Origin of the sequence: Halovivax cerinus (assembly GCF_024498195.1) — an archaeon.
Taxonomy (GTDB): domain Archaea; phylum Halobacteriota; class Halobacteria; order Halobacteriales; family Natrialbaceae; genus Halovivax; species Halovivax cerinus.
Window position 1 is genome coordinate 2,402,598 of sequence record NZ_CP101824.1, and the last position, 24,678, is coordinate 2,427,275.

Below are 24,678 nucleotides of genomic sequence, written 5' to 3' on the forward strand. Positions count from 1 at the left end.
TGTGCCGGCTACCGTCGCGTTTCGGAACGGCGCCCCGCCGGCCCGTACCAATCCTTTTGCCGTCAGCCGACGAATCGTCGCCCATTGCCATGCACTTTCGACACCTGTGCGTTCCGGTCGCCTCCGAGGCCGACGCGGACGTGACCTGCGCGGCGCTCGATCCGTACCTCGAAGGGGTCGACCGGGTCACGGCCGTCCACGTCATCGAGAAATCCGGCGGCGGGATCGACAAGGCGCCGCTGGGGAAGCGAGAGGAGGATTCGGCGGACATCCTGGACGCCATCGAGATGGCACTCGGCGATCGGGTTCGGGTCGACACGGACCGGTACTACGGCACCGACGTCGCGGAGACGATCTTCGAGGCTGCCGGCGACGTCGACGCGGACGCGGTCGCGTTCCGCGCCCGTGGCGGCAGTCGAATCGCCCGTCTGCTGTCGGGTGACGTCTCCACGCGGCTCGTGACTGATCCGGCGATCCCGGTCGTCTCGCTCCCCGAACCGGCCGAGTAGTCCTCCACGTCGAATCCGCCGGCTGCAGCCCATCGTTACGATCGGCCGAACAGCCGCTCGAAGAATGAACGCTTCGTCGGCCGTTCGGCCAGCAGGACCGAACACTCGACCTCGTCGACGACGTCGTAGACGAGCGAGTGATCGACGAGCCGGGAGAGCAGCCCGCGCTCGGTCGCCCCGATGAGCAGGAGCGTCCGATCGGCCGCCTCGCGTCGGATCGCCGCCTCGACGTCGCCCGTCGCGTCGATCGTGAGGGTGGCGTCGGCCAGATCGTGGTCGGCGGCCCACGCGGAGAGGAACGCCTCGCCTTCCTCCCGCTCGGACGGATCGTCGACGACGTACAGCAGTTCGACGTCCGCGCCGGTCGTCCGCTGTAAGGTGCGGGCGACGTCCGCGCTCAACTCCGAGTCCGGTCCGCCCGCGGTCGGCAGCAGGATGCGCGAGGTGTCGAAATCTCGCTCGTTCAGGACGAGGAAGTCACACGGCAGGTCGTGCGTGAGCTCGTCCAGCGGGCGCTCGGCCCGTCCGGCCGCCCACGGCCGGTCGTCACCCCATCCCATGACGACCGCGTCGGCGTCGTGTCGATGGGCGGCGTCGAAGATCGCCTCGAATGGCCGGTGCGAGACGACCGTGGTCGTCTCGATCTCGACGTCGGATCGGGAGACGCTCTCGCGAGCTTGATCGAGCAGTCGCTGTGACTCGGCGTCGATGCGATCGGTCATCGCCGCGCCACGATCGAGCGGCGTCTGGTCTGGCACCTTGACGATGTGGACGGCGTGGACGATGCCGTCACGGTCCGCAGCCAGTTCGCTCCCGAGTTCCATCAGCGCACCTTCGGTTCGGGGGTTCGAGAGCGGGACCATCACGCGGTCGGGGACCGCCTCGTCCGGAGCCGCGACTTCGGCCGCGGAGACGGCGGCGTCGGGCATCTCCTCCGACCGGTCGAGAATGTGTTCGCTGAGAACGCCCTGGACCGTCGTGTGTTTTCGCGCGTAGAACCAGTACCAGGCGACGGAGCCGACGACGAAGGCCATACTCAGCGCGATGACGATCCCGTCCATGAAGTAGATCAATCCGAAGGAAAAGAGCGCTCCCAGGATGGGCGTGACCGGGTAGAACGGGACCCGGAAGTCCGGATCGTACTCCGGCACGTCGGCCTCGCGAAACGCGATCAAGGCGACGTTCATCAGGGCGTAGACGACGAGGTGGAGGACGCTCGCGGCGTTCGAGAGGATCTTGAGATCCTGTCCGAGCGCCACGATGAAGAGGAGGATGAGACCACCAGTCAGAGCGATCGAGCGATACGGCGTCGCGTATCGCGGGTGAATCTCGTTGAGTTCGTCCGAAATGAGCTTGTCGCGCCCCATCGCGAAGTTGATACGCGCCGAGGCGAGGATGGAGGCGTTCGCCGAGGAGGCCGTCGCGAGCAGCGCCGCGACCGAGATGGCGCCGACGCCGACCAGTTCGAGGAGGGGGATGCCGGCGAAGCTGCGTTCGGCCACCTGTGAGACCGGCGTCTCCAGGTGCAGCTGGTCCCACGGGACGATGCCGACCATGATGCTGACAAGTATCGCGTAGAAGACCGTGACGATCGCGACGCTGCCGATCACGGCCAGGGGGAGATTGCGCCCAGGGTTCTTCAGTTCCTCCGCGACGGTCGCGATCTTCGCGTAACCGAGGAACGAGACGAAGACCAGCGCCGTGCCCGGGAGGATCGCCCCGTAGCCGAGGTCGGTCGGGGCGGGGCCGTCCTGGAGCAGGACCGCCCACTCGAACTCGAAGAATCCGGCGGCGGCGAAGACGGTCAAGATCAACAGCAGCGTGGAGACGATGATCGTCTGGATGCCGCCGGTTTCCTTCGCACCGATGTAGTTGACGCCGACGAACGCCACGCCGGCGAGCAGCGCCCCGATCTGAATGTCGGAGACGCCGATCGTCGTCGTTCCGCCGACCAGTGTCGTCCCGAGGAATTCGGCCTCGAAGAGCGATACTTCGGGGAGCGACACGGATGGGAGTGAGAACGTCCCCAGTGAGAGCGAGGGGAGTTCGGCGGCCGTTCCCTCGAGCATGCCGGTGAGGTAGCCGCCGAACCCGATGCAGTAAAACGCCGAGGCGAAGGCGAGCCCCATCCAGTCGCCCATGCCGGAGATCGACCCGAACATAGGGCCGAGGCCGCGATTGATGTAGTAGTACCCGCCTCCGGCTTTCGGCATCGCCGTCCCGAGTTCGCTCACGGCGAGGGCGTTGATCATGGCGATGGCGCCACCGATGACGAACGAGACGACGACGATCGGGCCCGCCTCCTGCGCCGCGATCCCCGGCAGGACGAAGATCCCGGCGCCCATCATCGTCCCGATCCCGATCATCATCGCCGAGACCAGCCCGAGGTCCTTGGCGAGTTCCTCGTCACTCATCGGTCAGGAGGCCTCGTCCGTAGCTGTGTCGCCACCGGTCGGTGGAGGACGGTGCGACTCGCGTTCGGTTTCGACAGTCGGGTTCATGCTCAAGGGCTACTAGCGACCCACCTTAAGCGTTCTGAGGACCGCTCGATCGACGGTGGGCGTCTCTCGGCCCGGTCGATTCGACGCAGTCGGTCGGTATCAGGCCGATCTTGTCTCCAACCGAGGCACCACCACCGCTTCGATTCGGTCGGCGTAGCCCATCAGCGTCGTTCCCAGCACACTCATCGCGAGGACGTAGCCGACGGCGAGGGCGTAGAGTTCGTCGGCGACGCTGCCGGGAAGCACTTCGTTCGCGCCGGCCGTGAGGGCGACGCTCGCGATGATCAGCGAGAACTCGCCGCGAGTGGTCATGCCGAGGGCGACGCGGAGGGATCGTTTCGCCGAGAGGTCGTAGACGCGTCCGCCCCAGTAAGCCGTGACGAGCTTCGTAACCGTCGTGACGACGACGGCGATCGCGATGAGGTCGACGACGGGCCCGAACGACCCTGGATCCGTACGCAGGCCGATCCAGAGGAAGAACAGGGCCGCGAACGCATCCCTGACGGGTTCGAGGAGCCGTTCTAAGTCGTGAACGTGGCCGGTCGAGGCGAAGCCCATGCCGACGAAGAACGCGGCGACGGCTTCGCTGACGCCGAGCGAGAGCGCCACACCCGCGATCAACACCGTCAGCCCGAGCGTCCGGATCACTGTGAACTCGTGGGAGGCACCGGCGAGCAGTCGCTCGAAGAACGGCTCACCGACGGAGACGAACGCGACCAGTGCGCCGATGAAGCCGAGGCCGATCGCGACCGATCCGAGTGCCTCGGAGACGCCCCCGCTCCCCGTCGCGATCGCGGTCGCGATTGCGAGGTAGACCGCGATGAAGAGGTCCTCGTAGACCAGGATGCCGAGGATCGGGTCCGCCTCGTCGTTCGCGATCCAGCCCAGGTCGATGAGCGACTTGGTGATGATCGCCGACGAGGAGATGTAGACGATCCCGGCCACGAAGAAGGCGGCCAGTGCGCCGCCGAACAGGAGCCAGCCGAGGCCGAACCCGACGACGAAGGTGCCCAGATCGATCGTCCCGGCCGTGCCGATCTTCCGCCGGGAGGCAAGCAGTCGTTCCAGATTGAACTCGAGCCCGAGGAAGAACAGCAGGAGGACGATCCCGAGCTCGGCCCCGAGGGTAACGAACTCCCCGGTTCCGTCGACGGCGACGGCGCTCGCCCCGGCGACGAGGTCGACGCCGGCGACCTCGAATGGAGGGGCCACGTCCGGCAGGCGCCCGAGGACGAACGGCCCGAGGACGATCCCGACGAGGATGTACAGCGGGATGACGGACTGGCCGGCCCTGTCCGCGACGAGACCGGCGAGGGCAGCCGCGGCAAACAGGATGCCGACCTGAAAGAGCGTCACCTCGGCCACGGTCGCACCCCCACGTGATACCGTTTCGACGGGTACCTCGCCGTTGGCGCGCGCTTCGGCGGTCGCGCCATCCGGTCGTGCGCCGCACTGAGTCGGGCCATCGTCACTGGTTCAGGCCTCGTCACCGGATACCATCGATTCGAACGTCTGACAATTCTCGCGTTCGCCGACGACGACGACCGTGTCGCCCGCCTCGATGACGGTGTCCGGCTCCGGCGGTGACAGGACGTCGTCGTCGCGCTGGATCGCCACGACGGAGACTCCCGTCCGTTCACGGACCCGGGACTCTGCGAGCGATTGTCCGACGAGTTCGGCGTCGTCGTCGACGTTGTACCACTCGATGAGGGTCTCGTCGGAGAGCAGCGTCTCGACCTGTTTCGTCTCGACCGGCTGGAAGTACGCCCCCTCGAGTATCGTCCCGACCGTCCGCGCGAGACGATCCGAGAGTTCTGCGACCTTCTCGCCGTCGGCGTCCGCCGACTCCTTCCGGTAGAGTTCGCGTTTTCCGGTGTTGTGCGTGATTATCACGAGGCGAGCGTCGCCTTCGAGTTCGACCTCGTGTTTCTTGCCCACCCCGGGCAGGTCGCTCTCGTAGATGTCCATACCCAGACAGGGGGATCGAACCGCCTTAAATCGGTTGTCGGAGACCGCGTTCGAACCGGTGTGGAAGAATCCCTGGAACCGCCGAGTTGGATCGCCGGTTGGACTGGACCCCGTGAGTTCGACCGTACTGGTCTCTTCGAGTCCGACCGTACTGGCCTCGTCGAGTCCGACCGTACTGTTCACCGACCCGGATCGACTCACTCGTCGGGCGCTACCTCGATCGTGGGCGAGTGGCGCGTCGACTCGATGGTCGTCCAGACGAGTTCGCGGTACTCGGCGGTCGTGTATCGTCCCGTCGTGTACGCGTTCGCCCAGTCGGTGTAGACGACCACACTTCCGATCGGTTCGTCGGGTGATTCGAGGATCGTCGTCCCGAGTGCGTACGCGTCGTATCCGGCATCGACGAGTGCCGCGTACGCACCGGCGAGTGCGGCCACGTGGTTGCCGATTCCCTCGCTCCGATCGACGTCCGTGACGTAGTCGACCGCCAGCACGTCGCGTTTCTCACGAACGGATTCGACGCGTGGTACCCGAATCGTCACGGCCTCTGTGAACGTCTCTACGTCGCTGACATCCGCCCCGGCGGCCGCCTCGACGCTCGCGTCGAACCGGTCGGCTCTGGTCTCGATGGGCAGCGACGGGATCAGTTCTGCGACCGGCCACTTCGTGTTCGGCGGCAACTCCGACCCGACGTCCTCGGTACAGCCGGCCAGTCCGGCGAGCCCCGCAACTGCGCCGATACGGAGTACGCGCCGGCGAGTCAGCCAACCGGTTGGCGACGTCGAGCGCGCATCGCTCCTACCGTCGGCCTGCGATCGCTTCTCACCGCCGGTGGCGCTGTTCGCTTTCACCGGCACGACCCGGTGTCCGGTCATAGTCGTTGCTGGGGGTCGCTGCCGAACTACGGTGGGCTTGCGTACGTCGGGCGGCGGGACACCCACGAACGACGGTAGCACCGTCTCGATGCCGCAGCGGACTGCGATCCGTGGACAGTGGTAGGTGACCGCTCTCCGTGGACAGTGGTAGGTGACCGCTCTCCGTGGACAGTGGTTTTTGTCCGTTGTCGTGGGAGGGAGGGCACGTGGCGTTCGAACTGTACGATCTGCTGGTGATCGTCGCCGGCATTCTCCTGTTCGGTATCGCTATCTTGCCGCGCTTCGTCGCTCGGCGAGCCATCTCGCTTCCGATCCTCTTCGTGGCGTTCGGTGCCGCCGTCTTTTCGCTGCCGATCGGGCTCCCAGCGCTCGATCCGTTAGAACAGCCCGCGGCGACCGAACGACTGGCCGAGTTTGGGGTGATCATCGCGCTGATGGGCGTCGGGCTGAAACTCGATCGGCCGCCAGGACTGCGATCCTGGGCATCGACGTGGCGCTTGCTCGCCGTCGCGATGCCGGTGTCCATCGCTGGCGCGGCGGTAGTGGGGTGGTGGGTCGTCGGCTTCGTCGCGCCCACGGCCATCCTGCTCGGGGCGGTCGTCGCCCCGACCGATCCCGTCCTCGCCGCCGAGGTGCAGGTGGACGAACCCCAGACGGGAGCCGAGTACGAGGACAGACCCGTCGGTGACGACGACGTCTCGTTCGCCCTCTCCTCGGAGGCGGGGCTCAACGACGGGCTAGCGTTCCCGTTTACCAATCTCGCGATCGCGATCGCCCTGATCGGGCTGGCGCCGGGCAACTGGGCCGTCGAGTGGCTCCTCGTCGACGTGGGCTACCGCATCGTCGTCGGCACCGTCCTCGGCGTCGCGTTGGGGTGGCTCGTCTCACGGCTCATCTTCCTCACCGCTCCGGACACCAAGATCGCCCAATCGGTCCAGGGACTCGAAGCCGTCGCCGGGACCCTGCTCGTCTACGGACTCACGGAGGCGGTCGGTGGCTACGGCTTCATCGCCGTGTTCGTCGCCGCCGTGACGATCCGCAGTTCGGAGCGCTCTCACGAGTACAACGACGCGCTCCACCAGATTGCCGAGCTTGCCGAACAGCTCGCGATGGGCGTCATCATGATCTTCTTCGGCGGCGCGATCGCGAGCGGCTTGCTCGCCCCGCTGACCGTCGAGGCGACCGTCGCAGCGGTGGCGATCGTCTTCGTGGTCCGGCCGCTCGCTGGCGTCGTCGCACTTCTGGGCTTCGACCGGCCGTGGACGGAACGCGCCACGATCGCGTTCTTCGGAATCCGCGGCATCGGCTCGTTTTACTACCTCGCTCACGGACTCAACGAGGCCGTCTTCGCGGACGTCGAGTTGCTCTGGGCGCTCGTCGGAGCGGTCGTCCTCGTCTCGATCGTCGTCCACGGTATCACGGCGACGCCGATCGTTTCTCGGGTGACGAACGCGTAACGCGAGATCGCGGGTGGACGGGTGTCGTCCTCACGAGGACGTGTCGTCGACGGGTGGCCAGGCCCACGCGTCGGCTTGCACGACGCCCAGAAGTTTCCGTCGACGCTCCCGTCGATCGGCGAGTACGTCGGCGAACGCCTCGTCGGAGACCGTCTCGATGCCGGCGATGCGGAGTCGGTCGATCTCCGGCGGTGGCGGGAGCGCCTCGGCGGGGTCGATGAACGATCGGTCGAGCGTGTGGAGGTACCGATCCACGCTCGACCGGGCGCTCCTGAGGAGGGTCGCGTTCGGCTGTGCGTCGGGTTCGACGCCGTGTCGGAGGAGTGTCAGTGCGTCGTCGAAGAGGGCGACGGCGACGGCCGAGGAGTTTTCTGAGCGCTCGCTGTGGTAGTAGTGCAGGATCGGGTAGGCCTGATGTTTGTCGGAGAGCAGATCGAGCTGATCCGAGAGCGAGTTCAGTCGCTGCTCGAGTCCGTCGAAGCCATCACGGTCGGTGTGTCCGTTTCGGACGAACGCTTCGCTACGCTCACCGAGGCCAGTGACGGCACTGGCGAACGCCCGTTTCTCGGAGACGGCGGAGAGTACCGTGAGAACGTACGAGACGCCGAGCGTGACGAGGGCCATGCCGCTTGCGGTGGTGGCGGCGCTGGCGAGTTGCCAGCCGTCGGTCGTCGGGACGTAATCGCCGTTGCCGGCGGTAAACATCATGTACGAGACGTAGTAGAGTCGGCCGGCCCAGTCCGCCGGCGCACCGCTGCTCGAACTGATAACCGCGAACCGATCCCCGGCGAAGAAGAAGCTCCAGCCGAGCCAGAGACCGACGATCCAGAGCGTCAGCGTGGCGGTGAGGATGAGCGGACCGGCCAGGCTCAGCGCCCGTTCACTCCCGCTTACTCGCCGGAGTCCCCGCCAGAAACCGGTCGTCAGCGGACCGGAGAGCGGGCCCGATCCGCCGTCCACCCACAGCGTCGTCCAGAGGATGTCGACGATCGTCGCGACGAGCACGACGCTCCCAACGCCGAGGTAGAGGGGGCGCATCGTACCCAGGTACGTCGCCTGCGCCCGTCAATGTCGGGCACGCACATCGTGAGCCGACGAACCAGATACACTCCACTACGGGGGTGACGACGTCACTGTCAGAGCTCTGCGACCATCACGTACTGTACCGGTGTGCCGTCGGATTCGACTACGGCAGACTCGTATTGTCCAAAAAAGTAAGCGTCGATCGGCCGTCGATCGGCCGTGACTGTGGTCGTTACTCGTCTCCCATTCCGGCGTCCTCGGATCCCATCATGTCCTCGTGGGCGTAGACGTAGATCGTCGCACGTTCGACGGTCCAGCTCGTGTCGACCTCGGACGTCGTCGAGTCGTCTTCGGAATCGTCCATGCCGACGCCGCCGTCGGTTTCGTTGTCGTCCATGCCGACGCCGTCGTCGGTCTCGTTGTCGTCCATGCCGACGCCGTCGTCGGTCGTGTCAGTACCCATCTCTCCGGTCAGATCGGAGAGCGAGCCCTGAGTGTAGACGAATATGGTCGCCGTATCGATACTCACCTCGCCACCGTCATCCATTCCGGTATCGGTAGCGTCCTCGGTTTCGTCGTCGTCCGTGCCGACGCCGTCGTCGGTCTCGTTGTCGTCCGTGCCGACGCCGTTGTCAGTCTCGTTGTCGTCCGTGCCGACGCCGTCGTCCCCCATCGTCGAATCGTCGGTCTCGTCACCGACGATGATGAAGATCGAGGCGGCGTCTAACTCCGAGTCGGTGAGGCTCGTGTCACCGTCCGCGCCGGTGTACTCGTCGTCGTCGATGACGACGAACACGGTGGCCTGCTCGATCGTCAGGTCCCCACTGGGGGCTCCGTCCATGGAGCCAGTGTCACCGGCCTCGGATTCGGTGTCGTTCGCGTCGCTCTCGTCGGTTCCAGCGTCATCGCCGGTCGCGTCGGCCGCTCCGCTCGCGTCCATGCCGGTCTCCTGGAGGTCGACGACGTTCGGTGCCTCCACGGTTACCTGCATGTGGACGTTGTCGAACCGATCGACGCTATCGGCACTGGTCTGGTGATCCCCGGCGTCGTCCGTTCCAACGCCGGTGTCGTCGGACTCGTTGTCGTCGGTGCCGACGCCGTCGTCGGTCTCGTTGTCGTCCGTTCCGACGCCGGTGTCGGTCTCGTTGTCGTCGGTCGTGTCTCCGGCCATATCGCCCGCATCACTGACCGGAACGTTCGATTCGTCGGGGACGACGAACACGGTGGCGTTCTCCACCGTTACCTGTAGCTCGTCGTCGTCCGTTGTTTGTTCGTGCTGGTCGGTCCACGCGCCCGTGCTTGCCACCCCTACCGCAGCAATGCCCGAGAGGAGCATCGCCACTGTGAGGGTGACGGCTATCAGTTGTTGTCTGCTCATGCCTCGCGAATCGACCGACGAGGGCCTACGGGTTAAAGTAGAAGAACGATTTCATCCGGTAAGTGCCTCTTTCGCGGCGAAATTCACGAGTAGGTTGATCTTCATCAACTTCTATAGCGTTCTATCTACTATTCGTGACATTCTGATCTGTCCGTCGTCCGTGTTCGACTTCGATCGTGGGCATACGGGCCAGAAGAATCCACTTTGTCTCTTCTCGTTTCTACCGGTCTCCGCCTCCCCGGGCCACGAGGACGGAAACCGGGGAGCGCCGGACGACCGTTTCTGCGACACTGCCGAGCAAGACGCGCGAGAGGCCTTCCTGTCCGTGGCTGCCGATGACGATCAGGTCCATCGATTCCGTTTCTGCGTAGTCGACGATCCGAGTGTCCGGTTCGCCGGTCACGTGCGTCGTCTCCAGGTCCCGTCCGTACTCCGCCGCGACGTCGCTCGCCGACTGGAGGATTTCTTCTGCGTGTTCTTCGACCTGCTCACTGACGGGGAGCTGAAGTTCGGGGCCGACGAGCTGGGCCCAGTAGCCCTGCGGGATCTCGATGACGTACAGCGCCGTCACGTCGCTATCGGGGAATTCGTCGAAGACCAGTTCGAGCGCCGCTCGCGACTGTGGCGATCCGTCGTAGGGAACGAGAATCCGGTCGGCCATGCGCCTCCTTTTCGCTCAACCGATATAATACTGTCCAGAACGGCGACAAATGATCGGTTCGCCCGCCAGTTTTCGAACGCAGTTCTCTCTCTCTCTCTCTCTCTCTCTCTCGCGTATATCCTCGCTATCTCGTCCACGAGTGCCAGAACGGAGTGGGGGAACCGACCACAGTCACGGGACCGACCGGCTCGATGCCGCTCACGAGGCCGTCCGGTTATCCATACCTGTTCCAGCCATCGTCTTGAGGCGCTCGATCCGGCGGGTCGTTTCGGGGTGCGTCCGGACGAACCGGGTTCTCGAGCGCTCGGCTGGCGGGAGGATGTCGAGCGCGCTCGTCGAGCGCGCGTACTCGCGCTTGTCCTGTGTCGGAGGCCCGCGACTGTCGTCGAGCGTCTCGAGCGCGCTTGCCAGTGCACTGGGTGACCCGGTCAACTCCGCCGCGGCGCGATCGGCCGCGAACTCGCGCCCGCGTGAGAAGAGTCCGATGCCGAGTTCACACAGCCGTTCCTGTGCCGTCGGTACCGCGGTCAGGACTCCCCACGCGAGGAGGCGACCGCCGTGGGTGAACGGGCTCATGGCGTGAACCCGATTCAGGGTCGGTCGCTCGTCGGCCTCGAGCCGTTCGGCGACGAGCAGCGGGACGAGCAATCGTCGCATGAATCGACTGTCGTCGTTTGCCAGGTGTGCGACTTCGTGGGCGAGCACGGCGAGCCGCTCAGCGTCGTCGAGTTCGCGTATCAGGCCGCGGGTGAGCACGATCGTCCCGCTGGCTCGGCCGCCGATCGCGTACGACTCGGGGCGTCGTCGGTTGACGATGCGGAGGTCGGGTTCCGGAACCGCCGCCTGAGCGGCCAGTTTCCGGCTCGCCGCGGCGAGTTCGGGGTGGCGGTCGTCCGCCGGCGTCCCGGGCTCGGCGATCGCCCGCTCGAACGCCCGAATCTCGGCTCGCACCGGCCGCAGATAGACGAGGGGGAGCGCGACGAATCCGATTCCGATCGCCGCCGCGACGAGCGTCGTCGGTGGAATGTCCCAGACAGTCACGATCCAGGTTTCCTCCAGAACGGGGAAGAACAGGGCAGATAGCAGCGCCACTACCGTTCCGACGACGAGGAGGGCGGTGGCGCCGAGGACGCCCGCCGCGATCACGGCGATCGTGAGCGAGACACCGGTGACGATCACCAGTGCGCCGAGCCCGCGCCCGACCAGGGACAGATGGTGCCGTGTGAGTGACATGGCTGAGATTCGTTGGTTATCGGTTCTCCCAGTGACGCATGAATATTGTGGTCGTTGACACGAACGCAGTGGTGCTGGAATCTCCCCTGTCGGGATGAGCGGACAAACGGGCGCCGTCGACAGTTGTCCACCCTGCGTTGGCCGGGACCTGCGTTTTCACGAGCGGAGTGGTCGACCGAACGGGTGTGACCAGTGCTCGGTACGACGACGTGGGCCATTCCGGAAGGCTACATTCCCGTGGGAAGCACCGGTTCAGAGCCGGAACTGGAGAGTCACGAGACGGTGTGTCTCTTGAACGCGGGTGACGAGGCCGCAGTCGTCGAGATAACGATCTACTTCGCCGATCGAGAACCGGTAGGCCCGTACACCGTCACGGTTCCGGCGAGACGGACCCGTCACGTCAGGTTCGACCAGCTCGAGGAACCGGAGCCGATCCCGCGCGGGACCGACTACGCTAGCGTCATCGAAGCCGACGTCCCCATCGTCTGTCAGCACACGCGACTGGACTCGCGACAGGCCGAGAACGCGCTCCTCTCGACGATGGCGGCGCCGATCGAGTGAGGAAATTCGAACGAGGCGAGAGTGAACAAACTCGGACGAGTTGGAACCCGGACGAGTTGGGTACGACCGCGCGCGGACCACGCGGCTGCGTCGATAGCAACGTTTTCGACCCTCGTCGCGAAACGCGGGATATGAACTTCTTCGATCGGCTGCACGACCGGATCGTCACGGTCGACAGCGTCGTCTCCGTCGGGCTCGACCCCGACCCGTCTCGCATCCCGGCTCACCTGCAGGATCACGACCTTCCGCGGTGGGCGTTCAACCGGCGAATCATCGACGCGACGCACGAACACGCGGCCGTCTTCAAACCGAACGCTGCCTTTTACGAGGATCCGGACGGGTTCCGGGCCTTGGCAGAGACGATCGCGTACGCCCACGGCAAGAACGTCCCCGTCTTGCTCGACGCCAAGCGGGCGGACATCGGCAACACGACGCGACAGTACGCCGAACTCGTCGATCCCGATTCCCCCGGGCCGTCGGCGGATGCGATCACCGTCAATCCGTACATGGGTAGGGACTCGTTACAGCCCTTCCTCGCGAACGAGGAGGCCGGCGTCTTCGTCCTCTGTCGCACCTCGAACCCCGGCGGGGCGGATCTCCAGGACCTCGAACTCGAGACCGGCGAAGCGCTGTACGAACGCGTGGCTGCACTGGCCGACCTCTGGAACGAGAACGACAACGTGGGCCTCGTCGTCGGCGCGACGAAACCCGAGGAACTCGCGGACCTCCGGGAGCAGGTGCCGGATTTGCCATTCCTCGTCCCCGGCGTCGGGGCCCAGGGTGGCGACGCGGAGGCCGCCGTCGAGTACGGCCTCGCGAACGGCGTCGGACTGGTCAACTCCTCGCGCGGGATCATCTTCGCTGGCGAGGATGCCGGCGCGGACTTCGACACGGCGGCAGGGAGGGCCGCGAAACGCCTCAAGAAACGACTGAATCAGTACCGCGACGAGTGAGTTTCTCTCTCTCTCTCTCTCTGCCTGCTCCCGCCACGTAGGCCCTCCCTAGAACCGGTGAATCTCCGTGTCGTCGGTATCTCCTGGTTGTGCCTGTGCCGCACAATCCGCACAGAGGCCAAGTCCTCCCTCGAAGTGGACGTCACAGACGAGTGCCCCGCAGTTCTCACACCGATGCTCCGCGGGCCGTGACTCGCAGATCTGACAGAGGCCTTCGACGCTCATAGCTTTCCCACGACGCCGAAGGGCTTGAAAGCACGGTGGTCGGGGTTCGGTGCGGTCGACAACTGCGTCCGAACCCGAGTGTACCCGAGAACGATCGATCGATTCTCGCGACGGCGTTACGTCGAATCGAGGCTGAACACCTCTATCTCGTTCCCCTCACTGTCGACGAAATGGAACGTCCGGTAGTCGCCGATTTCGAGTATGGTCTCGTGGACCATCTCCGGTGCGATCGATTCGATTCGTTCGTATGCATCGTCGACGTCGTCGACCTCGAAATTCGGCACGCAGTTGTTCCCGAATCTGATCTCGTGGCCGTCGTACGCAGCGTTGTACAGGCCGAAATCGATCGTACCGAACGTAAAGATCGAAAATCGTTGCTCTTCCTGTTCGGGTTCTCTGTCGAATAGCTCACGGTAGAAGTCGACCGCTCGATCCATGTCCTCGACCCCGACGTAGACGGAACTCAGTTCCACGCTGATCGCACCCTCTGGTCCGTTTCAGTCATGATGTTTTCGAACACTTTCTGCCGATCGTTCATAAAAACACTCCGGATACTGAAACTGAAACCTATCAAGCGCGCTATACAGAATCTGCACGGATAGGGCGCTATCGACAGTACGCAGTGACGGCTACTCACTAGCTGTGACGGACGATGGAGAGCGAACTCGCGACGACGGCTCCCACACCGACGTAGTACAGGAGATGCACGACGGCGAGGCCGACCCACGGAGTACCGTGTTCGAGCCCGCCCCAGCCGCCGAGGAATATCGCCCCAGCGATGCTGTCGGCGATCGTCCGTGGATCGGCGAGTGCCGTCACCGCCAGCTCGTCGACGAGAGTCGCGGTGATGATCCCTGGGAGTATCAACGCCAGCCCGAGCGCCAGATCCGATCGGCTAGTGGTGTGCATGTCTTGCCATTCGGTCTGGCCTGAACGTGATTTGTATTCAGCAATGGACGTGGGAACTCTTTGTCACCACCTCTACCGGGGCGATTCGAGTCCTGTCGAGCCCATCGTCCGTAGACGGTGCCTGGATGCGGTCGCTGTCTCATCGGAGCAGACCGGGGTGGACGCCGGTCTGTCGTGGAATGCTAGCACGGATCACTGGCGAAGATTTTTCCTGTGTGAGTGGGTACCGAACTGTATGTCCCGTGACCGGGCCCTGTTGCAGCGGGCCCTGGACCGTGGCGAGGAGGACGGTGGCAACGTCGAATTCAAAGAGCGTCTCTCCCGACACATCCACCTGGCCGAGGGACGTCGCGAGAGTCTCGCTGCGCAATTGCGCCATCGGGTTCTTTCGGGCGACGGAGAGGCGACCTACGTCGTTGGCGTCACCGACGACGGCGGCCTCGCCGGCATCTCGCCGGACGCGTTCTCCGAGTCGATGGACGTCCTCTCTCTGCTCGCCGAGGAAGCCGACGCCCACATCGAGGACGTCCAGACGTGGGGCGTGGATCGATCCGACGCGGATGCGGACTCGTCCGTCGGGGACGGGAAGGCAGGCGCGTCGGAGGGTGCCAGCGAGACCGAGTCCACGGGCGGGCTCGTCGGCGTCGCGACTATCTGTGACGGCGCGGTTCTCGAGACGGACACCGAACACGTCGTCGTCGGGACGGCCGGCCACGTCGACCACGGCAAGTCCACCCTCGTCGGTTCGCTGGTGACCGGCCGGGCCGACGACGGCGAGGGCAACACGCGAAGCTTTCTCGACGTCAAGCCTCACGAGGTCGAACGCGGCCTCTCGGCGGACCTCTCCTACGCGGTTTACGGGTTCGACGACGATGGCCCGGTTCACGTTCGGAATCCGAACCGGAAGGGCGACCGCGCGGCTGTCGTCGAGGAAGCCGACCGACTCGTCTCGTTCGTCGACACCGTCGGGCACGAACCCTGGCTGCGGACGACGATCCGTGGCCTCGTCGGGCAGAAACTCGACTACGGGTTGCTCACCGTCGCGGCCGACGACGGGCCCACCCGTGTCACGCGCGAACACCTCGGGGTCCTCCTCGCGACGGATCTGCCGACCATGGTCGCCATCACGAAGACGGACCTCGTCGAGGACGAGCGCGTCGAGGAAGTCGAACGCGAGGTCGAACGCCTGCTGCGCGACGTCGAGAAGTCGCCGCTGTCGGTCGAGCGCCACGGCGTCGACGCCGCCGTCGAGGAGATCGACGAGACGGTCGTTCCGATCGCCCGCACGAGCGCGGTCACGATGACGGGCCTCGACACCCTCGACGAATTGTTCGACCGGTTGCCCAAGACCGCGGGCGAGGACGGCGAGTTCCGGATGTACGTCGATCGCTCCTACTCGGTGACCGGCGTCGGGGCGGTCGCATCGGGGACGATCAAGTCGGGTGCGGTCGAGGCCGGCGACGAATTACTCGTCGGTCCGATGGCCGACGGCGGGTTCCACGAAGTCGAGGTGCGCTCCATCGAGATGCACTACCACCGCGTCGACAGGGCTCGCTCCGGTCGGATCGTCGGTATCGCGCTGAAGGGGATCTCCGAATCGGCCCTGGAGCGAGGGATGGTCCTCCTGCCCGCCGACGCAGATCCCGAACCCGTCCGGGAGTTCGAGGCCGAGGTGATGGTGCTCAACCACCCGACCCGCATCGGGGATGGCTACGAACCCGTGGTACACCTGGAGACGATCGGCGAGGCCGCGGCGTTCTACCCCGAGGGTGGTCGTCTCCTGCCAGGCGACACGGGAAAGACACGCATTCGTTTCAAGTTCCGTCCGTATCTCGTCGAGGAGGGCCAGAAGTTCGTCTTCCGCGAGGGCCGCAGCAAGGGCGTCGGTACGGTGACGGACGTCACGCCCCGAGTCTGACTCGAGCCGGTTTACGCCAGGTGACGGACGGGGTTCTCAGTACCGAACCTGACAGAAACAGTTAGTATTCCCGCGGGTGAACTGTCGACTATGCACATCTTCGTCGCCGGCGCGACAGGCGTCCTCGGACGGCGACTCGTCGCGGAACTCGAAGATCGCGGCCACAACGTGGTCGGACTAGTACGGGACGACGCAGGCGCGGAAGCGGTCCGATCGCGTGGTGGGACGCCGGTCGTCGGTGACGTACTCGACCGCCCCTCTCTCGTCGAGGCTGTCGGGCCTGACATCGATGCCATTGTCCACGCGGCGACGGCGATTCCGACCGACGCGAAACCGTCCGCGGCGGACTGGAAACGCAACGACCGGATCCGGATCGACGGAACCGAACATTTGCTCGCGGCGGCCAGAGAGGCCGAGGTGGGGCAATTTGTCGCACAGAGCATCGTCTGGGTCGCTCGCCAGCCCGACGGGAGCGCGTTCGACGAGACGGCGACGCCGAACCCGGATCGAACGACGGCGTCGGCGCTCGAAGCCGAGGAGCTGGTGGAAGCGGCGACGGCCGGGACCGGGATGGATGGCTGCGTTCTACGCGGCGGCTGGTTTTACGCCCCCGATGCGGCACATACGCGCCAATTCGGCGAGCGTCTCCTCGCCGGCCGGATGCCTGTCGTCGGGAGCGGCCTCCTCGGTCGCCGGGACGCGACGCTCTCGGTGGTGCACGTCGACGACGCCGCGGCGGCCTACGCCAGCGCGATCGAACACCGCCTCTCTGGGGTGTATCACGTGGTCGACGAGGAACCGGTGACGCTGGCTGCGTTTCTGCGCACGCTGGCGGACGAACTCGGCGCGTCGGCGCCACGTCGAGTTCCCGGCTGGCTCGCACGGCTGGCCGTCGGGCGCGACACCGTCCGACTGCTGACGAACTCGATGCCGACGAATGCGGCGCGTTTTCGTGCGGAGACGGGCTGGAAACCTGTATACTCGACCTACGAGGCGGGGATCGAACGCGTCGTCGAACGGTGGCGGGAAACCGGTGCGATCGAACGGGTCGACGGTAGGTACGTCTGGCGGGGCGAGGTGTGACCGGACGACGATCTACACTTGCGCCACACCGTCCGCTCACTCCGCGAGCCGATACCCGCCTTCGACCCGTTCGACGAGGCCGAACGCCGCGGCCCACCCGAGCAGTCGGTCGATACGGTCCGTCCAGTGCTCCGTGAGGTCGTCCCCGTGGCGGCGCCGAGCCGTGCGCGGGATCCCGCCCCCTTCGTCGAGGTGGGCGAAGACGGCCGTCGGCGGGAGCGGCTCGTCCGCCGTCTCGATCGCGTCGAGGACTACGGCAGCGCCCACCACTCGCGATCTGAACGCGTTCGCGAGGCACTCCGGGTCGAGGGTACCGTCTATCGGGTTGCGCCGGTAGCCAGTCGATTCCTCGGCGGCGAGTTCGAGCGCGCGGCAGAACGTCAGCCAGTCCGCCGCGGCGTCACGCGTTTCGATCGTCGTTATCGCCATCACTCGGGCACAGCAATCGAGTTCGGGATCGGGCGTCGCCGGAAGCGCCGTCCGGACGGCGTCGAGCGTGACGAGCGGCTCGTCGGCCGGTGGAGCGGGGAGCGGTTTGAATTGCACGGGTGGTCTCGGGGATCGACTACAGGTCGAACGACTCGACGAGGACGTCCTCGTGCGTCTCGCCGAACGTGTGTGTCTCGCCGCCGAGTACGTCGACGGTGACCGTCGCGGGACCGAACAGTTCGGCTGGCGCGTCCTCGAAGTTCCAGTCCATCCCGTCGAAGATCTCCGCGAACGGACTGCCGTGCTCGTCGGCGGCCGACGACGCGATCGCGTCGAAGTCTTCGAACGGTTCGCGGACGACGAGGTGAGCGCGACCGCCGTAGGCGACCGCGTCGGTCGTACGGCCGATGGCCGTCCGCTCGTCCGCGGCGACGGGTGCGACCGGGGCACGACTGCTCGCGGAGACGATATCCCGGGGATCGTAGCCGAGTTCAGTGAGTCGGTACGTCGCAAGCTCGGCCACCCGCGCGGCGTTCGTCACGCTGCCGACGAGGCTCGCCGTCGGGTACGCGAGGAGGAAGACCCCGCTGGGCTGGACGTCGGCGAACGCGGCCACCTGGTCGGCCGCGGCGACCGTCGGTCGCTCGTCCGTCTCGACGGCCAGCGCCGTGAGGTCGAACTCTTCCGCGTAGCCGAGTCGCTGATAGACGTCCTCTTCGGCGACGAGTGCGCGAGCTGGACCGCTGCCGAGTCCCTCGAAGTCTTCGGTCACGAGCTCCCAGCCGGCCTTCTGGGCGCACAGTAGCGACAGGGCGGGCTGGTCCGTCGAGAGTTCGACGTACGGAATCGACGCGCCGGCGAGCGTGTCGAGCGCTCGGTGAGGGGTCGCGAGTCCGGCGGTCTGAATCTCCGTGAGTAATAGACCGGCCTCCATCCCGCCTGGGTGATCGATTCCGAAGTCGAGGACGGTCGATTCGTTCGCGAGTTCCGTGACGCCGAGGTTCAGTTCGTCGGCGTACTCGAGGGCTTCGTCGACGAGTTCGATCGCCATCCGGTTCAGTTGGTCCATGTACCGTCTTGTGGGTCACCCGTTAAGGGGTTTGTCAGATAGGGTTTGGTTCGTCTCCGGGTCGCGTCCGGATGAACGATTGTGGGGCCGATCCCACCGACCGGGCCCACCGGAGGTGACTCCTCGACGCTCCGTCGTCCGCGACCGGTCGTGCCCGAAGAAAAAGGCTTGTATACTGGAGGTGGCCTAGGCTCGAACGAATGACCCGTACGGTGGAGAAAGTGAACTCGCTCCTTCGGGAGGACGCGGAGATGGAATCCGCGCTCGAATCCATCCGCGATCAGGCGGACGACAACGGGGGTGAGGTCGCGTGGGGTGACGTCAGCGACGACCTCACGAGCGGCCAGTGGGGCCGGATCATCGAACAGGGCGTGCTGGTCGACGGGAACGACGGGTTCGAGATCGCCGACCGAGAGGCGCTCGACGAGGCCCTTGACGGTGACACGGACGGCGAGCCCCTCGGCGGCGTCGAGATCGATCCCGAGGAGTCGAAGTGGTCCCAGTGGGACAAACTCGCCGGCGCCACTGCGCTCCTGTTGATGTTCGGCTACTGGACGAACACCGTCCGCGACCTCGTCGGCAACACGATGAACGCGTTCCTCGGTCCGCTCGACGCGAACCTCCCGTTCTATGCGGTCATCCTCTCGATCTCGTTGCTCACCGGGCTCGCCTCGGCACTCGTCCAGTCGAACGTCATGGACCCCGAACGGATGGGCAAGTACCAAAAGCGCATGCAGGCCGTCCAGCAGAAGTCGAAGGACGCCCAGAAGGCACTGGAGGAAGCGAAGGACCGCGACGCGAGTGACGCGGAGATCGAACGTCTCCAGAACGAGGTCGATCGCGTCCAGCAAGAGCAGATGGAGTCGATGGGCGAGAACCTCGGCATGTTCAAAGAGCAGGGTCGGATGATGGTCTGGTCGATGCTCTTCATCATCCCGCTGTTCCTCTGGATGTACTGGAAGATTCGCGCGTCCGGACCGCAGGCGGTCGACGCCGTAGAGATGGAGATGATCATGCCCATCTTCGGGAAGACCCAGTTCAACTCGGGCGCAGTCGGTCCCATGCCGGCCTGGATCGTCTGGTACTTCGTCTGTTCGATGGGCTTCTCCCAGGTCATCCGGAAGGCTCTGGACATCAACATGAGTCCCACGACGGACTGAGTCGGCCGACGATCGAGCCGCGCGGTCGATCGGTAGCGTACGCCGGGGTCCCGACGGGACGGGCGGTGTGATTCAAAACCCATTTTACCTGCCCTCGCACACTTCGGGTATGTTACTGACCGTCTCCGGTCCGCCGGGCAGCGGGAAGAGTACCACGGCGGCGTTGCTCGCGGAGCACTTCGAACTCCAGCACGTGAGCGGCGGGGACATCTTTCGCGAACTCGCCGACGAACGAGACTACACGCCGCTCGAGTTCAACAAGTTAGCCGAGGAGAACGACTCGATCGACCGCGATCTCGACCGTCGACTTCGCGACGTCGCCGTCGAACGCGACGACCTGGTGCTCGAATCACGACTCGCCGGCTGGCTCGCCGGCGAGCACGCCGATTTCAAGTTCTGGCTCGACGCCCCGGCGTCGGTCCGCGGCGAACGCATCGCCGAGCGCGAGGAGAAGGACCCGGCGGCCGCCACGGAAGAGACGCGCGCTCGCGAGGCGAGTGAGGCTCAGCGCTACCGTGAGTACTACGGGATCGACATCGAGGATCTGAAGATCTACGACCTCTCCGTCAACACGGCGCGCTGGGATCCCGACGCGGTCCTCGACATGCTCACGACGGCCGTCGAGGAGTACGACGCGACGGGAGACGAGGGCAAAGCCCCCGTCGAACTCGCAATCGACGTCTGAGTCGATACCCGCTCACCAACACACCCGCTCATCCACATGTCTTTGCGCGACCCACCGACTGACCGCTCGCTCGTCGACAGCCTCCACTTCGGCGTCGTAAACCTCGATAAGCCACCCGGACCATCGTCCCATCAGGTAAGTGCCTGGATCCGGGACGCCGTCGACGACCGCCTGGCTGCGGTCGGTGCGGAGCCGATCGGACGGGCCGCGCACGCAGGGACGTTAGATCCCAAGGTGACTGGGTGCCTTCCCGTGATGCTCGGCGACGCAACCCGACTCGCCCAGGTGTTCCTCGAGGGGGAAAAGGAGTACGTGGCCGTTCTCGAGTGTCACGGTCCGGTTCCGACCGACGTCGAGTCGACGCTCGCCGCGTTCGAGGGCCCGATCTACCAGAAACCGCCGCGCAAGAGCGCGGTGTCGCGTCGACTTCGCGTGCGGGAGATCTACGACCTCGACGCGCTGGAGGTCCAGGAGCGCCGGCTCCTCCTGCGGATCCGCTGTGAGAGCGGGACGTACGTCCGGAAGCTCTGTCACGATCTGGGTCTCGCGCTCGGAACGGGCGCGCACATGGGCGACCTCCGGCGGACGGCGACCGATCCGTTCGACGATCGCGATCTCGTGAGTGCAACGGATCTGCTCGACGCGCTCGCCTTCTGGGTCGAAGACGACGACCCCGAGCCGCTTCGATCGATCGTCGACCCGGCCGAGCGCATTCTGACCGGACTCCCTGCGGTGACGATCGCCGAGACCGCGGCGCACGAGGTGGCCAACGGTGCACCGGTCTACGCACCCGGCGTTCTCGACGTGGAGGGCGTGCCGGACCGGACACCTGGTGACGATACGGAGGCGGGCGAGCCGCCACTCGTCGCGTGTTACACGCCGAACGGATCTGCCGTCTGTCTCGGCACGCTCGTCGGCGATCCGGACGCGGATTCGGGGACGGTCGTGGATCTCGAACGGGTGCTCGTCTGACGGTCGGTGCTGTCACGGCCTCGTCGATTGCCCAGGTCGTGACCGTTTAGCGTCCGCCCCCGAGTGAGCGAGTATGGAAATCGGAACGGCGACGGCGCGTCCCGGCGAGCGGACAACTGGGTATCTGGACGTCACCGGGTTACCGACCGGCGGCGCCGAACGACTCCCGGTCGTACTCGCGCGCGGAGAGACCGATGGACCGACGTTGTGGGTCACCGGTGGTGTCCACGGCAACGAACTGACGGGCGTCGCGGTCACGCAGGACGTCCTCGCGGACGGCGTGCCGGACGGATTGTCGGGAACGGTGGTTTGCGTGCCCATCTGTAATCCATCTGGCGTGCGGGGCGTGGAGCGAACGTCGTCCTATCACGGCGACGATCCGAACCGATTCTTTCCGGATGGGCCGACGAGCGACGCGGACGATTCGAGCGACGACCGGAGAGTCCAGGAACTGATCGACGAGCGCCTCTACCGGGCTATCGTCGACGGCGCGGACGCACATCTCGACGTCCACACCGCACAGGTCGGTTCCGTCCCCTTCGTGATCCGCGACCGAATTCTGTACGATCCGGCGGCGGACGAGGACACCGAATCCGGTGGTGGGGATGGCGAGCGCACCGAGCGCGAGGCCGCGGAACTGGCCGACCGACTCGACGCACTCGCGCGGGCGACGGGGATTCCGGTGGTGAACGAGTATCCCGCAGCGGAGTACGCCGATCGCAATCTCGACCGCTCGGCCGCCGGGGCGGTGCTCAATCGGGCCAGGATCCCGGCACTCACGCTGGAACTGGGGAGTTACGGCGTGGTCGAAGAGGCTCACCGCGCGACAGGCGTCGCGGCCGTCTATCGGACGATGGTCCACCTGGGTATGCTGGAGTCCGTACCGGATGCGGTGGCGAACGCCGCGCCGCCGGTCGCATCTCCGGTCGACTTTCCCGTCCGCCGGTACCGGGGTCCGAGAGCGCCGAGGGCGGGACTCTGTAGACACGTGCTCGAGGCCGGCGAAACCTTCGAATCCGGCGCGGAACTCGCGACCCTCGTGTCGCCACACGGCGACGAGATCGATTCGATACCCGTCGAAAACGACGGGTACGTCCTCGGTCGTGCGAATACGATCTGTTACGAGAACGACCCTGTGACGAGTCTCGCGGTCCGAGACGAGGGTCCGCTGGTCGCGCCGCGGGACTGAGCCACTTGTCGCCGACAGGGAGTCGCGTCGGTGATCACGTTCAAACGACACGCTTAAACGGCAACCGCACATCGATTCGGGTACGGGACCGTGGGGTAGTGGTATCCTCTGCGGATGGGGTCCGTAGGACCTGAGTTCGACTCTCAGCGGTCCCACTTTTCGCTTTACAACTGTCGCACAATAGGCGTTTCAGCGCCTCTAGCGGCAGTTTTGGGGTCTGGAAGCAGCCCAAAATCGGGGTGGTCTGGGTGAGCGCGGACCGTTCCGATATCGACCCCGAGATTTTCCGAAAGCGGGTGTTCGTTGCACCCTCTCCGACCACGGATCGAGAGTTTCGGTGTGGGGAGTGTGGTGCGCGCTGTACACTCCTGCTCGACGGTCACTCGGAGGCCGGGCATCACTACTACTGCTCGCGACGGATGGAACGGACGGGATCGTACCGTCGCCCGCCGGTCGCGACCGACGGGGGTGAGCGACGGTGACGGACGTGTTCGTTCCCGCGTCGGCGCTGTACGACGTCGAGACGCGATCGACGAAGGCCGTCACCTTCGACGTCGAGATGTCGGTGGCCACTCACACCGGGTGAGAGGTGCCAGTAGTCTTTTATCATAATACGTTATATTTCTCTCTGCGGGCATGTCCGTCTGTGGTTGCCACCCAGATCATACACCGAGGTGCCCGCGTTTCTCGCAAACCTTCCCCAACGGAGATTAGGTTTACCGATGCCCGATATCGGCCAGAACGCCTATTCGTTAGGGGTACACGGGTTATACTGGCGGGTAGCACCCCCGACATTGATCACCGTCAATAGCCTGGGACCCCCGCCAACGGAGACGTGGGATGTAGCGCGGTCGGTCGGTCCCCCCGCCGAGCGCGCCACTATCATTTTCGGTTACTGAACGTTGTATGGGCTATCCGCCCAACGCTATTCCAATCGGTTGCGTCGCTCCCCTCAGTGGCTGTGGCCGTGGTGGTGGCCGTGCCAGCCTGCGTCTTCCGTGTAGTGCAGGAAGTATTCGGAGTCCCCTCGTTTCAGGAAGAGGTGATCGATGGGCCCCTCCTCTTCCATCGCGCCGACGAAGTCGAACGCGTCGTGTTGCTGGAGCGCGACGACCTCCTCGGGTCGTAACGGACGGTCTGGGAGCGAGTTCTCGAGTGCCATGGGAACGAAAGTGAGTGGACCCACTTGAATTGCTCTGTCACGTCTCGGTCGACCGCCGAAACCGAATCTCGTCGGCCAGTAGAGCTAACAGGGCCACTCACTCACTCGTAGGTGGCGAGGGACACGGAGCTGTCGTTGCCGACAGGGGGCTCGACGAACCCGTTCCGACCCTCGCCAGACTCGTTGCCAACGGCTCGTGTCAGTTCGCCTCGGTCGTGTGATGCGTGGCCCGTCGTACCGTTTGGGTATCGATCGCCGCCAGACTGGCTACGGTTGCACCTTCGAACGGTGACTGTGTTCAGGAAATGTGCGATTTCTTCCGGACCGACCGATAAACGGTGAAAACAGTTTTGTAATCTACAGGGTTCGGATCGGATGCAACATGCGAGGTCTCAGCCAACTCAGCGACGAGTGTCGGACCCACCTGGAGCGTGCACTGGCGACTGACGATCCGGCCGAGAAGGACTTTCACATTCGGACCGTGATGCAGGCGGGTTGTGTCGAGGACGTTCCGGAGGACCTCCGCGACCGGTGAACCGTTCGATACTCGCGTTCGGAACGAACGGGCTGGTTCCAATTCGTTGTACCGAGGCACTACCGTTCTGGCGGACCCTCCCCCAGACTGACCGACGATTGGCGGGTAGTCGGACCGACCACGATCCCGGTCTCACTCACGGATTCCCCATCGTGGGGTTCGACTTCCCGGTTTTTGTCGCGAGTACAGATCGTCGTGGATAGCAGAAGACGGTGGGCGTTTT

The 24,678-nt window shown here is 65.3% G+C and carries 25 protein-coding genes and 1 tRNA gene; 12 read left to right on the plus strand and 14 right to left on the minus strand.

The annotated features are described in order from the left end of the window. The first annotated feature begins 89 nt into the window (after positions 1 to 89). Positions 90 to 509 carry a universal stress protein gene (locus NO366_RS11260; RefSeq protein WP_256530886.1) on the plus strand — a complete coding sequence of 140 codons (420 nt, stop codon included), beginning with the start codon at positions 90 to 92 and terminating at the stop codon, positions 507 to 509. 35 nt (positions 510 to 544) lie between these two features. Here NO366_RS11260 and NO366_RS11265 read toward each other — a convergent pair whose 3' ends face one another. The 4 genes from NO366_RS11265 to NO366_RS11280 all read right to left on the minus strand — a co-directional run bounded on the left by NO366_RS11265 (position 545) and on the right by NO366_RS11280 (position 5,853). Then, entirely contained in the window at positions 545 to 2,923 is a 2,379-nt protein-coding gene (locus NO366_RS11265) for an amino acid permease (RefSeq protein WP_256530887.1), read from the minus strand. Positions 2,924 to 3,109: 186 nt separating this feature from the next. After that, on the minus strand, positions 3,110 to 4,375 hold the full coding sequence (locus tag NO366_RS11270; RefSeq protein ID WP_256530888.1) for a cation:proton antiporter: 1,266 nt from the start codon (positions 4,373 to 4,375) through the stop codon (positions 3,110 to 3,112). Between the two features lie 111 nt (positions 4,376 to 4,486). Then, positions 4,487 to 4,978 carry a cation:proton antiporter regulatory subunit gene (locus NO366_RS11275; RefSeq protein ID WP_256530889.1) on the minus strand — a complete coding sequence of 164 codons (492 nt, stop codon included), beginning with the start codon at positions 4,976 to 4,978 and terminating at the stop codon, positions 4,487 to 4,489. 197 nt (positions 4,979 to 5,175) lie between these two features. Beyond that, entirely contained in the window at positions 5,176 to 5,853 is a 678-nt protein-coding gene (locus NO366_RS11280; RefSeq protein ID WP_256530890.1) for a DUF8159 domain-containing protein, read from the minus strand. A gap of 206 nt (positions 5,854 to 6,059) precedes the next feature. Here NO366_RS11280 and NO366_RS11285 point away from each other — a divergent pair, with 206 nt between their 5' ends. Further along, positions 6,060 to 7,310 carry a cation:proton antiporter gene (locus NO366_RS11285; protein ID WP_256530891.1) on the plus strand — a complete coding sequence of 417 codons (1,251 nt, stop codon included), beginning with the start codon at positions 6,060 to 6,062 and terminating at the stop codon, positions 7,308 to 7,310. Positions 7,311 to 7,340: 30 nt separating this feature from the next. Here NO366_RS11285 and NO366_RS11290 read toward each other — a convergent pair whose 3' ends face one another. The 4 genes from NO366_RS11290 to NO366_RS11305 all read right to left on the minus strand — a co-directional run bounded on the left by NO366_RS11290 (position 7,341) and on the right by NO366_RS11305 (position 11,605). Next, the gene (locus tag NO366_RS11290) at positions 7,341 to 8,348 is read right to left on the minus strand and encodes an ion channel (protein WP_256530892.1); all 1,008 of its coding nucleotides are present in this window, start codon (positions 8,346 to 8,348) and stop codon (positions 7,341 to 7,343) included. Between the two features lie 217 nt (positions 8,349 to 8,565). Next, on the minus strand, positions 8,566 to 9,711 hold the full coding sequence (locus NO366_RS11295; RefSeq protein ID WP_256530893.1) for a hypothetical protein: 1,146 nt from the start codon (positions 9,709 to 9,711) through the stop codon (positions 8,566 to 8,568). Positions 9,712 to 9,931: 220 nt separating this feature from the next. Further along, positions 9,932 to 10,372 carry a universal stress protein gene (locus NO366_RS11300; RefSeq protein WP_256530894.1) on the minus strand — a complete coding sequence of 147 codons (441 nt, stop codon included), beginning with the start codon at positions 10,370 to 10,372 and terminating at the stop codon, positions 9,932 to 9,934. Positions 10,373 to 10,570: 198 nt separating this feature from the next. Then, entirely contained in the window at positions 10,571 to 11,605 is a 1,035-nt protein-coding gene (locus NO366_RS11305; RefSeq protein ID WP_256530895.1) for a M48 family metallopeptidase, read from the minus strand. Positions 11,606 to 11,797: 192 nt separating this feature from the next. Here NO366_RS11305 and NO366_RS11310 point away from each other — a divergent pair, with 192 nt between their 5' ends. Next, positions 11,798 to 12,166 carry a sensory rhodopsin transducer gene (locus NO366_RS11310; protein ID WP_256530896.1) on the plus strand — a complete coding sequence of 123 codons (369 nt, stop codon included), beginning with the start codon at positions 11,798 to 11,800 and terminating at the stop codon, positions 12,164 to 12,166. Between the two features lie 131 nt (positions 12,167 to 12,297). After that, positions 12,298 to 13,119, plus strand: coding sequence for an orotidine-5'-phosphate decarboxylase (gene pyrF / locus NO366_RS11315; RefSeq protein ID WP_256530897.1), 822 nt, complete (start codon positions 12,298 to 12,300; stop codon positions 13,117 to 13,119). Between the two features lie 48 nt (positions 13,120 to 13,167). Here pyrF and NO366_RS11320 read toward each other — a convergent pair whose 3' ends face one another. The 3 genes from NO366_RS11320 to NO366_RS11330 all read right to left on the minus strand — a co-directional run bounded on the left by NO366_RS11320 (position 13,168) and on the right by NO366_RS11330 (position 14,253). Beyond that, on the minus strand, positions 13,168 to 13,344 hold the full coding sequence (locus tag NO366_RS11320; protein ID WP_256530898.1) for a hypothetical protein: 177 nt from the start codon (positions 13,342 to 13,344) through the stop codon (positions 13,168 to 13,170). 116 nt (positions 13,345 to 13,460) lie between these two features. Beyond that, positions 13,461 to 13,817 (minus strand): VOC family protein, encoded by a 357-nt coding sequence (locus NO366_RS11325; RefSeq protein WP_256530899.1) that lies wholly within the window; start codon positions 13,815 to 13,817, stop codon positions 13,461 to 13,463. A gap of 163 nt (positions 13,818 to 13,980) precedes the next feature. Next, the gene (locus tag NO366_RS11330; protein ID WP_256530900.1) at positions 13,981 to 14,253 is read right to left on the minus strand and encodes a hypothetical protein; all 273 of its coding nucleotides are present in this window, start codon (positions 14,251 to 14,253) and stop codon (positions 13,981 to 13,983) included. Between the two features lie 235 nt (positions 14,254 to 14,488). Here NO366_RS11330 and NO366_RS11335 point away from each other — a divergent pair, with 235 nt between their 5' ends. Beyond that, positions 14,489 to 16,171, plus strand: coding sequence for a GTPBP1 family GTP-binding protein (locus NO366_RS11335; RefSeq protein ID WP_256530901.1), 1,683 nt, complete (start codon positions 14,489 to 14,491; stop codon positions 16,169 to 16,171). A 90-nt stretch (positions 16,172 to 16,261) separates the two neighbouring features. Next, the gene (locus NO366_RS11340; protein ID WP_256530902.1) at positions 16,262 to 17,254 is read left to right on the plus strand and encodes an NAD-dependent epimerase/dehydratase family protein; all 993 of its coding nucleotides are present in this window, start codon (positions 16,262 to 16,264) and stop codon (positions 17,252 to 17,254) included. Between the two features lie 36 nt (positions 17,255 to 17,290). Here the strand turns inward: NO366_RS11340 and NO366_RS11345 are convergent, their stop codons facing one another. Together NO366_RS11345 and mch are read right to left on the minus strand one after the other, a co-directional pair. Beyond that, positions 17,291 to 17,800, minus strand: coding sequence for a double winged helix-containing putative transcriptional regulator (locus NO366_RS11345; protein WP_256530903.1), 510 nt, complete (start codon positions 17,798 to 17,800; stop codon positions 17,291 to 17,293). 19 nt (positions 17,801 to 17,819) lie between these two features. After that, the gene (gene mch, locus NO366_RS11350; protein ID WP_256530904.1) at positions 17,820 to 18,752 is read right to left on the minus strand and encodes a methenyltetrahydromethanopterin cyclohydrolase; all 933 of its coding nucleotides are present in this window, start codon (positions 18,750 to 18,752) and stop codon (positions 17,820 to 17,822) included. A 200-nt stretch (positions 18,753 to 18,952) separates the two neighbouring features. Between mch and NO366_RS11355 the strand changes: the two genes are divergently transcribed. The 5 genes from NO366_RS11355 (at position 18,953) to NO366_RS11375 (ending at position 22,913) form a co-directional block, all read left to right on the plus strand. Next, entirely contained in the window at positions 18,953 to 19,912 is a 960-nt protein-coding gene (locus tag NO366_RS11355) for a DUF106 domain-containing protein (RefSeq protein ID WP_256530905.1), read from the plus strand. Positions 19,913 to 20,021: 109 nt separating this feature from the next. Then, complete coding sequence (gene cmk / locus NO366_RS11360) at positions 20,022 to 20,597, plus strand: (d)CMP kinase (protein WP_256530906.1); 576 nt, start codon at positions 20,022 to 20,024, stop codon at positions 20,595 to 20,597. Between the two features lie 36 nt (positions 20,598 to 20,633). Continuing rightward, positions 20,634 to 21,569: an RNA-guided pseudouridylation complex pseudouridine synthase subunit Cbf5 gene (locus tag NO366_RS11365; protein WP_256530907.1), complete on the plus strand. Its 936-nt coding sequence runs from the start codon at positions 20,634 to 20,636 to the stop codon at positions 21,567 to 21,569. A 73-nt stretch (positions 21,570 to 21,642) separates the two neighbouring features. Beyond that, a complete protein-coding gene (locus NO366_RS11370) occupies positions 21,643 to 22,758 on the plus strand; it encodes a succinylglutamate desuccinylase/aspartoacylase family protein (protein ID WP_256530908.1) in 1,116 nt (371 codons plus the stop codon). Between the two features lie 84 nt (positions 22,759 to 22,842). Continuing rightward, positions 22,843 to 22,913 (plus strand) — tRNA-Pro (locus tag NO366_RS11375). A 797-nt stretch (positions 22,914 to 23,710) separates the two neighbouring features. On the opposite strand, the gene NO366_RS11380 is transcribed toward NO366_RS11375, so the two are convergent. Further along, positions 23,711 to 23,920 carry a DUF7964 domain-containing protein gene (locus NO366_RS11380; RefSeq protein WP_256530909.1) on the minus strand — a complete coding sequence of 70 codons (210 nt, stop codon included), beginning with the start codon at positions 23,918 to 23,920 and terminating at the stop codon, positions 23,711 to 23,713. 382 nt (positions 23,921 to 24,302) lie between these two features. Between NO366_RS11380 and NO366_RS11385 the strand changes: the two genes are divergently transcribed. Continuing rightward, positions 24,303 to 24,455: a hypothetical protein gene (locus NO366_RS11385; RefSeq protein WP_256530910.1), complete on the plus strand. Its 153-nt coding sequence runs from the start codon at positions 24,303 to 24,305 to the stop codon at positions 24,453 to 24,455. Positions 24,456 to 24,678: the final 223 nt, after the last annotated feature.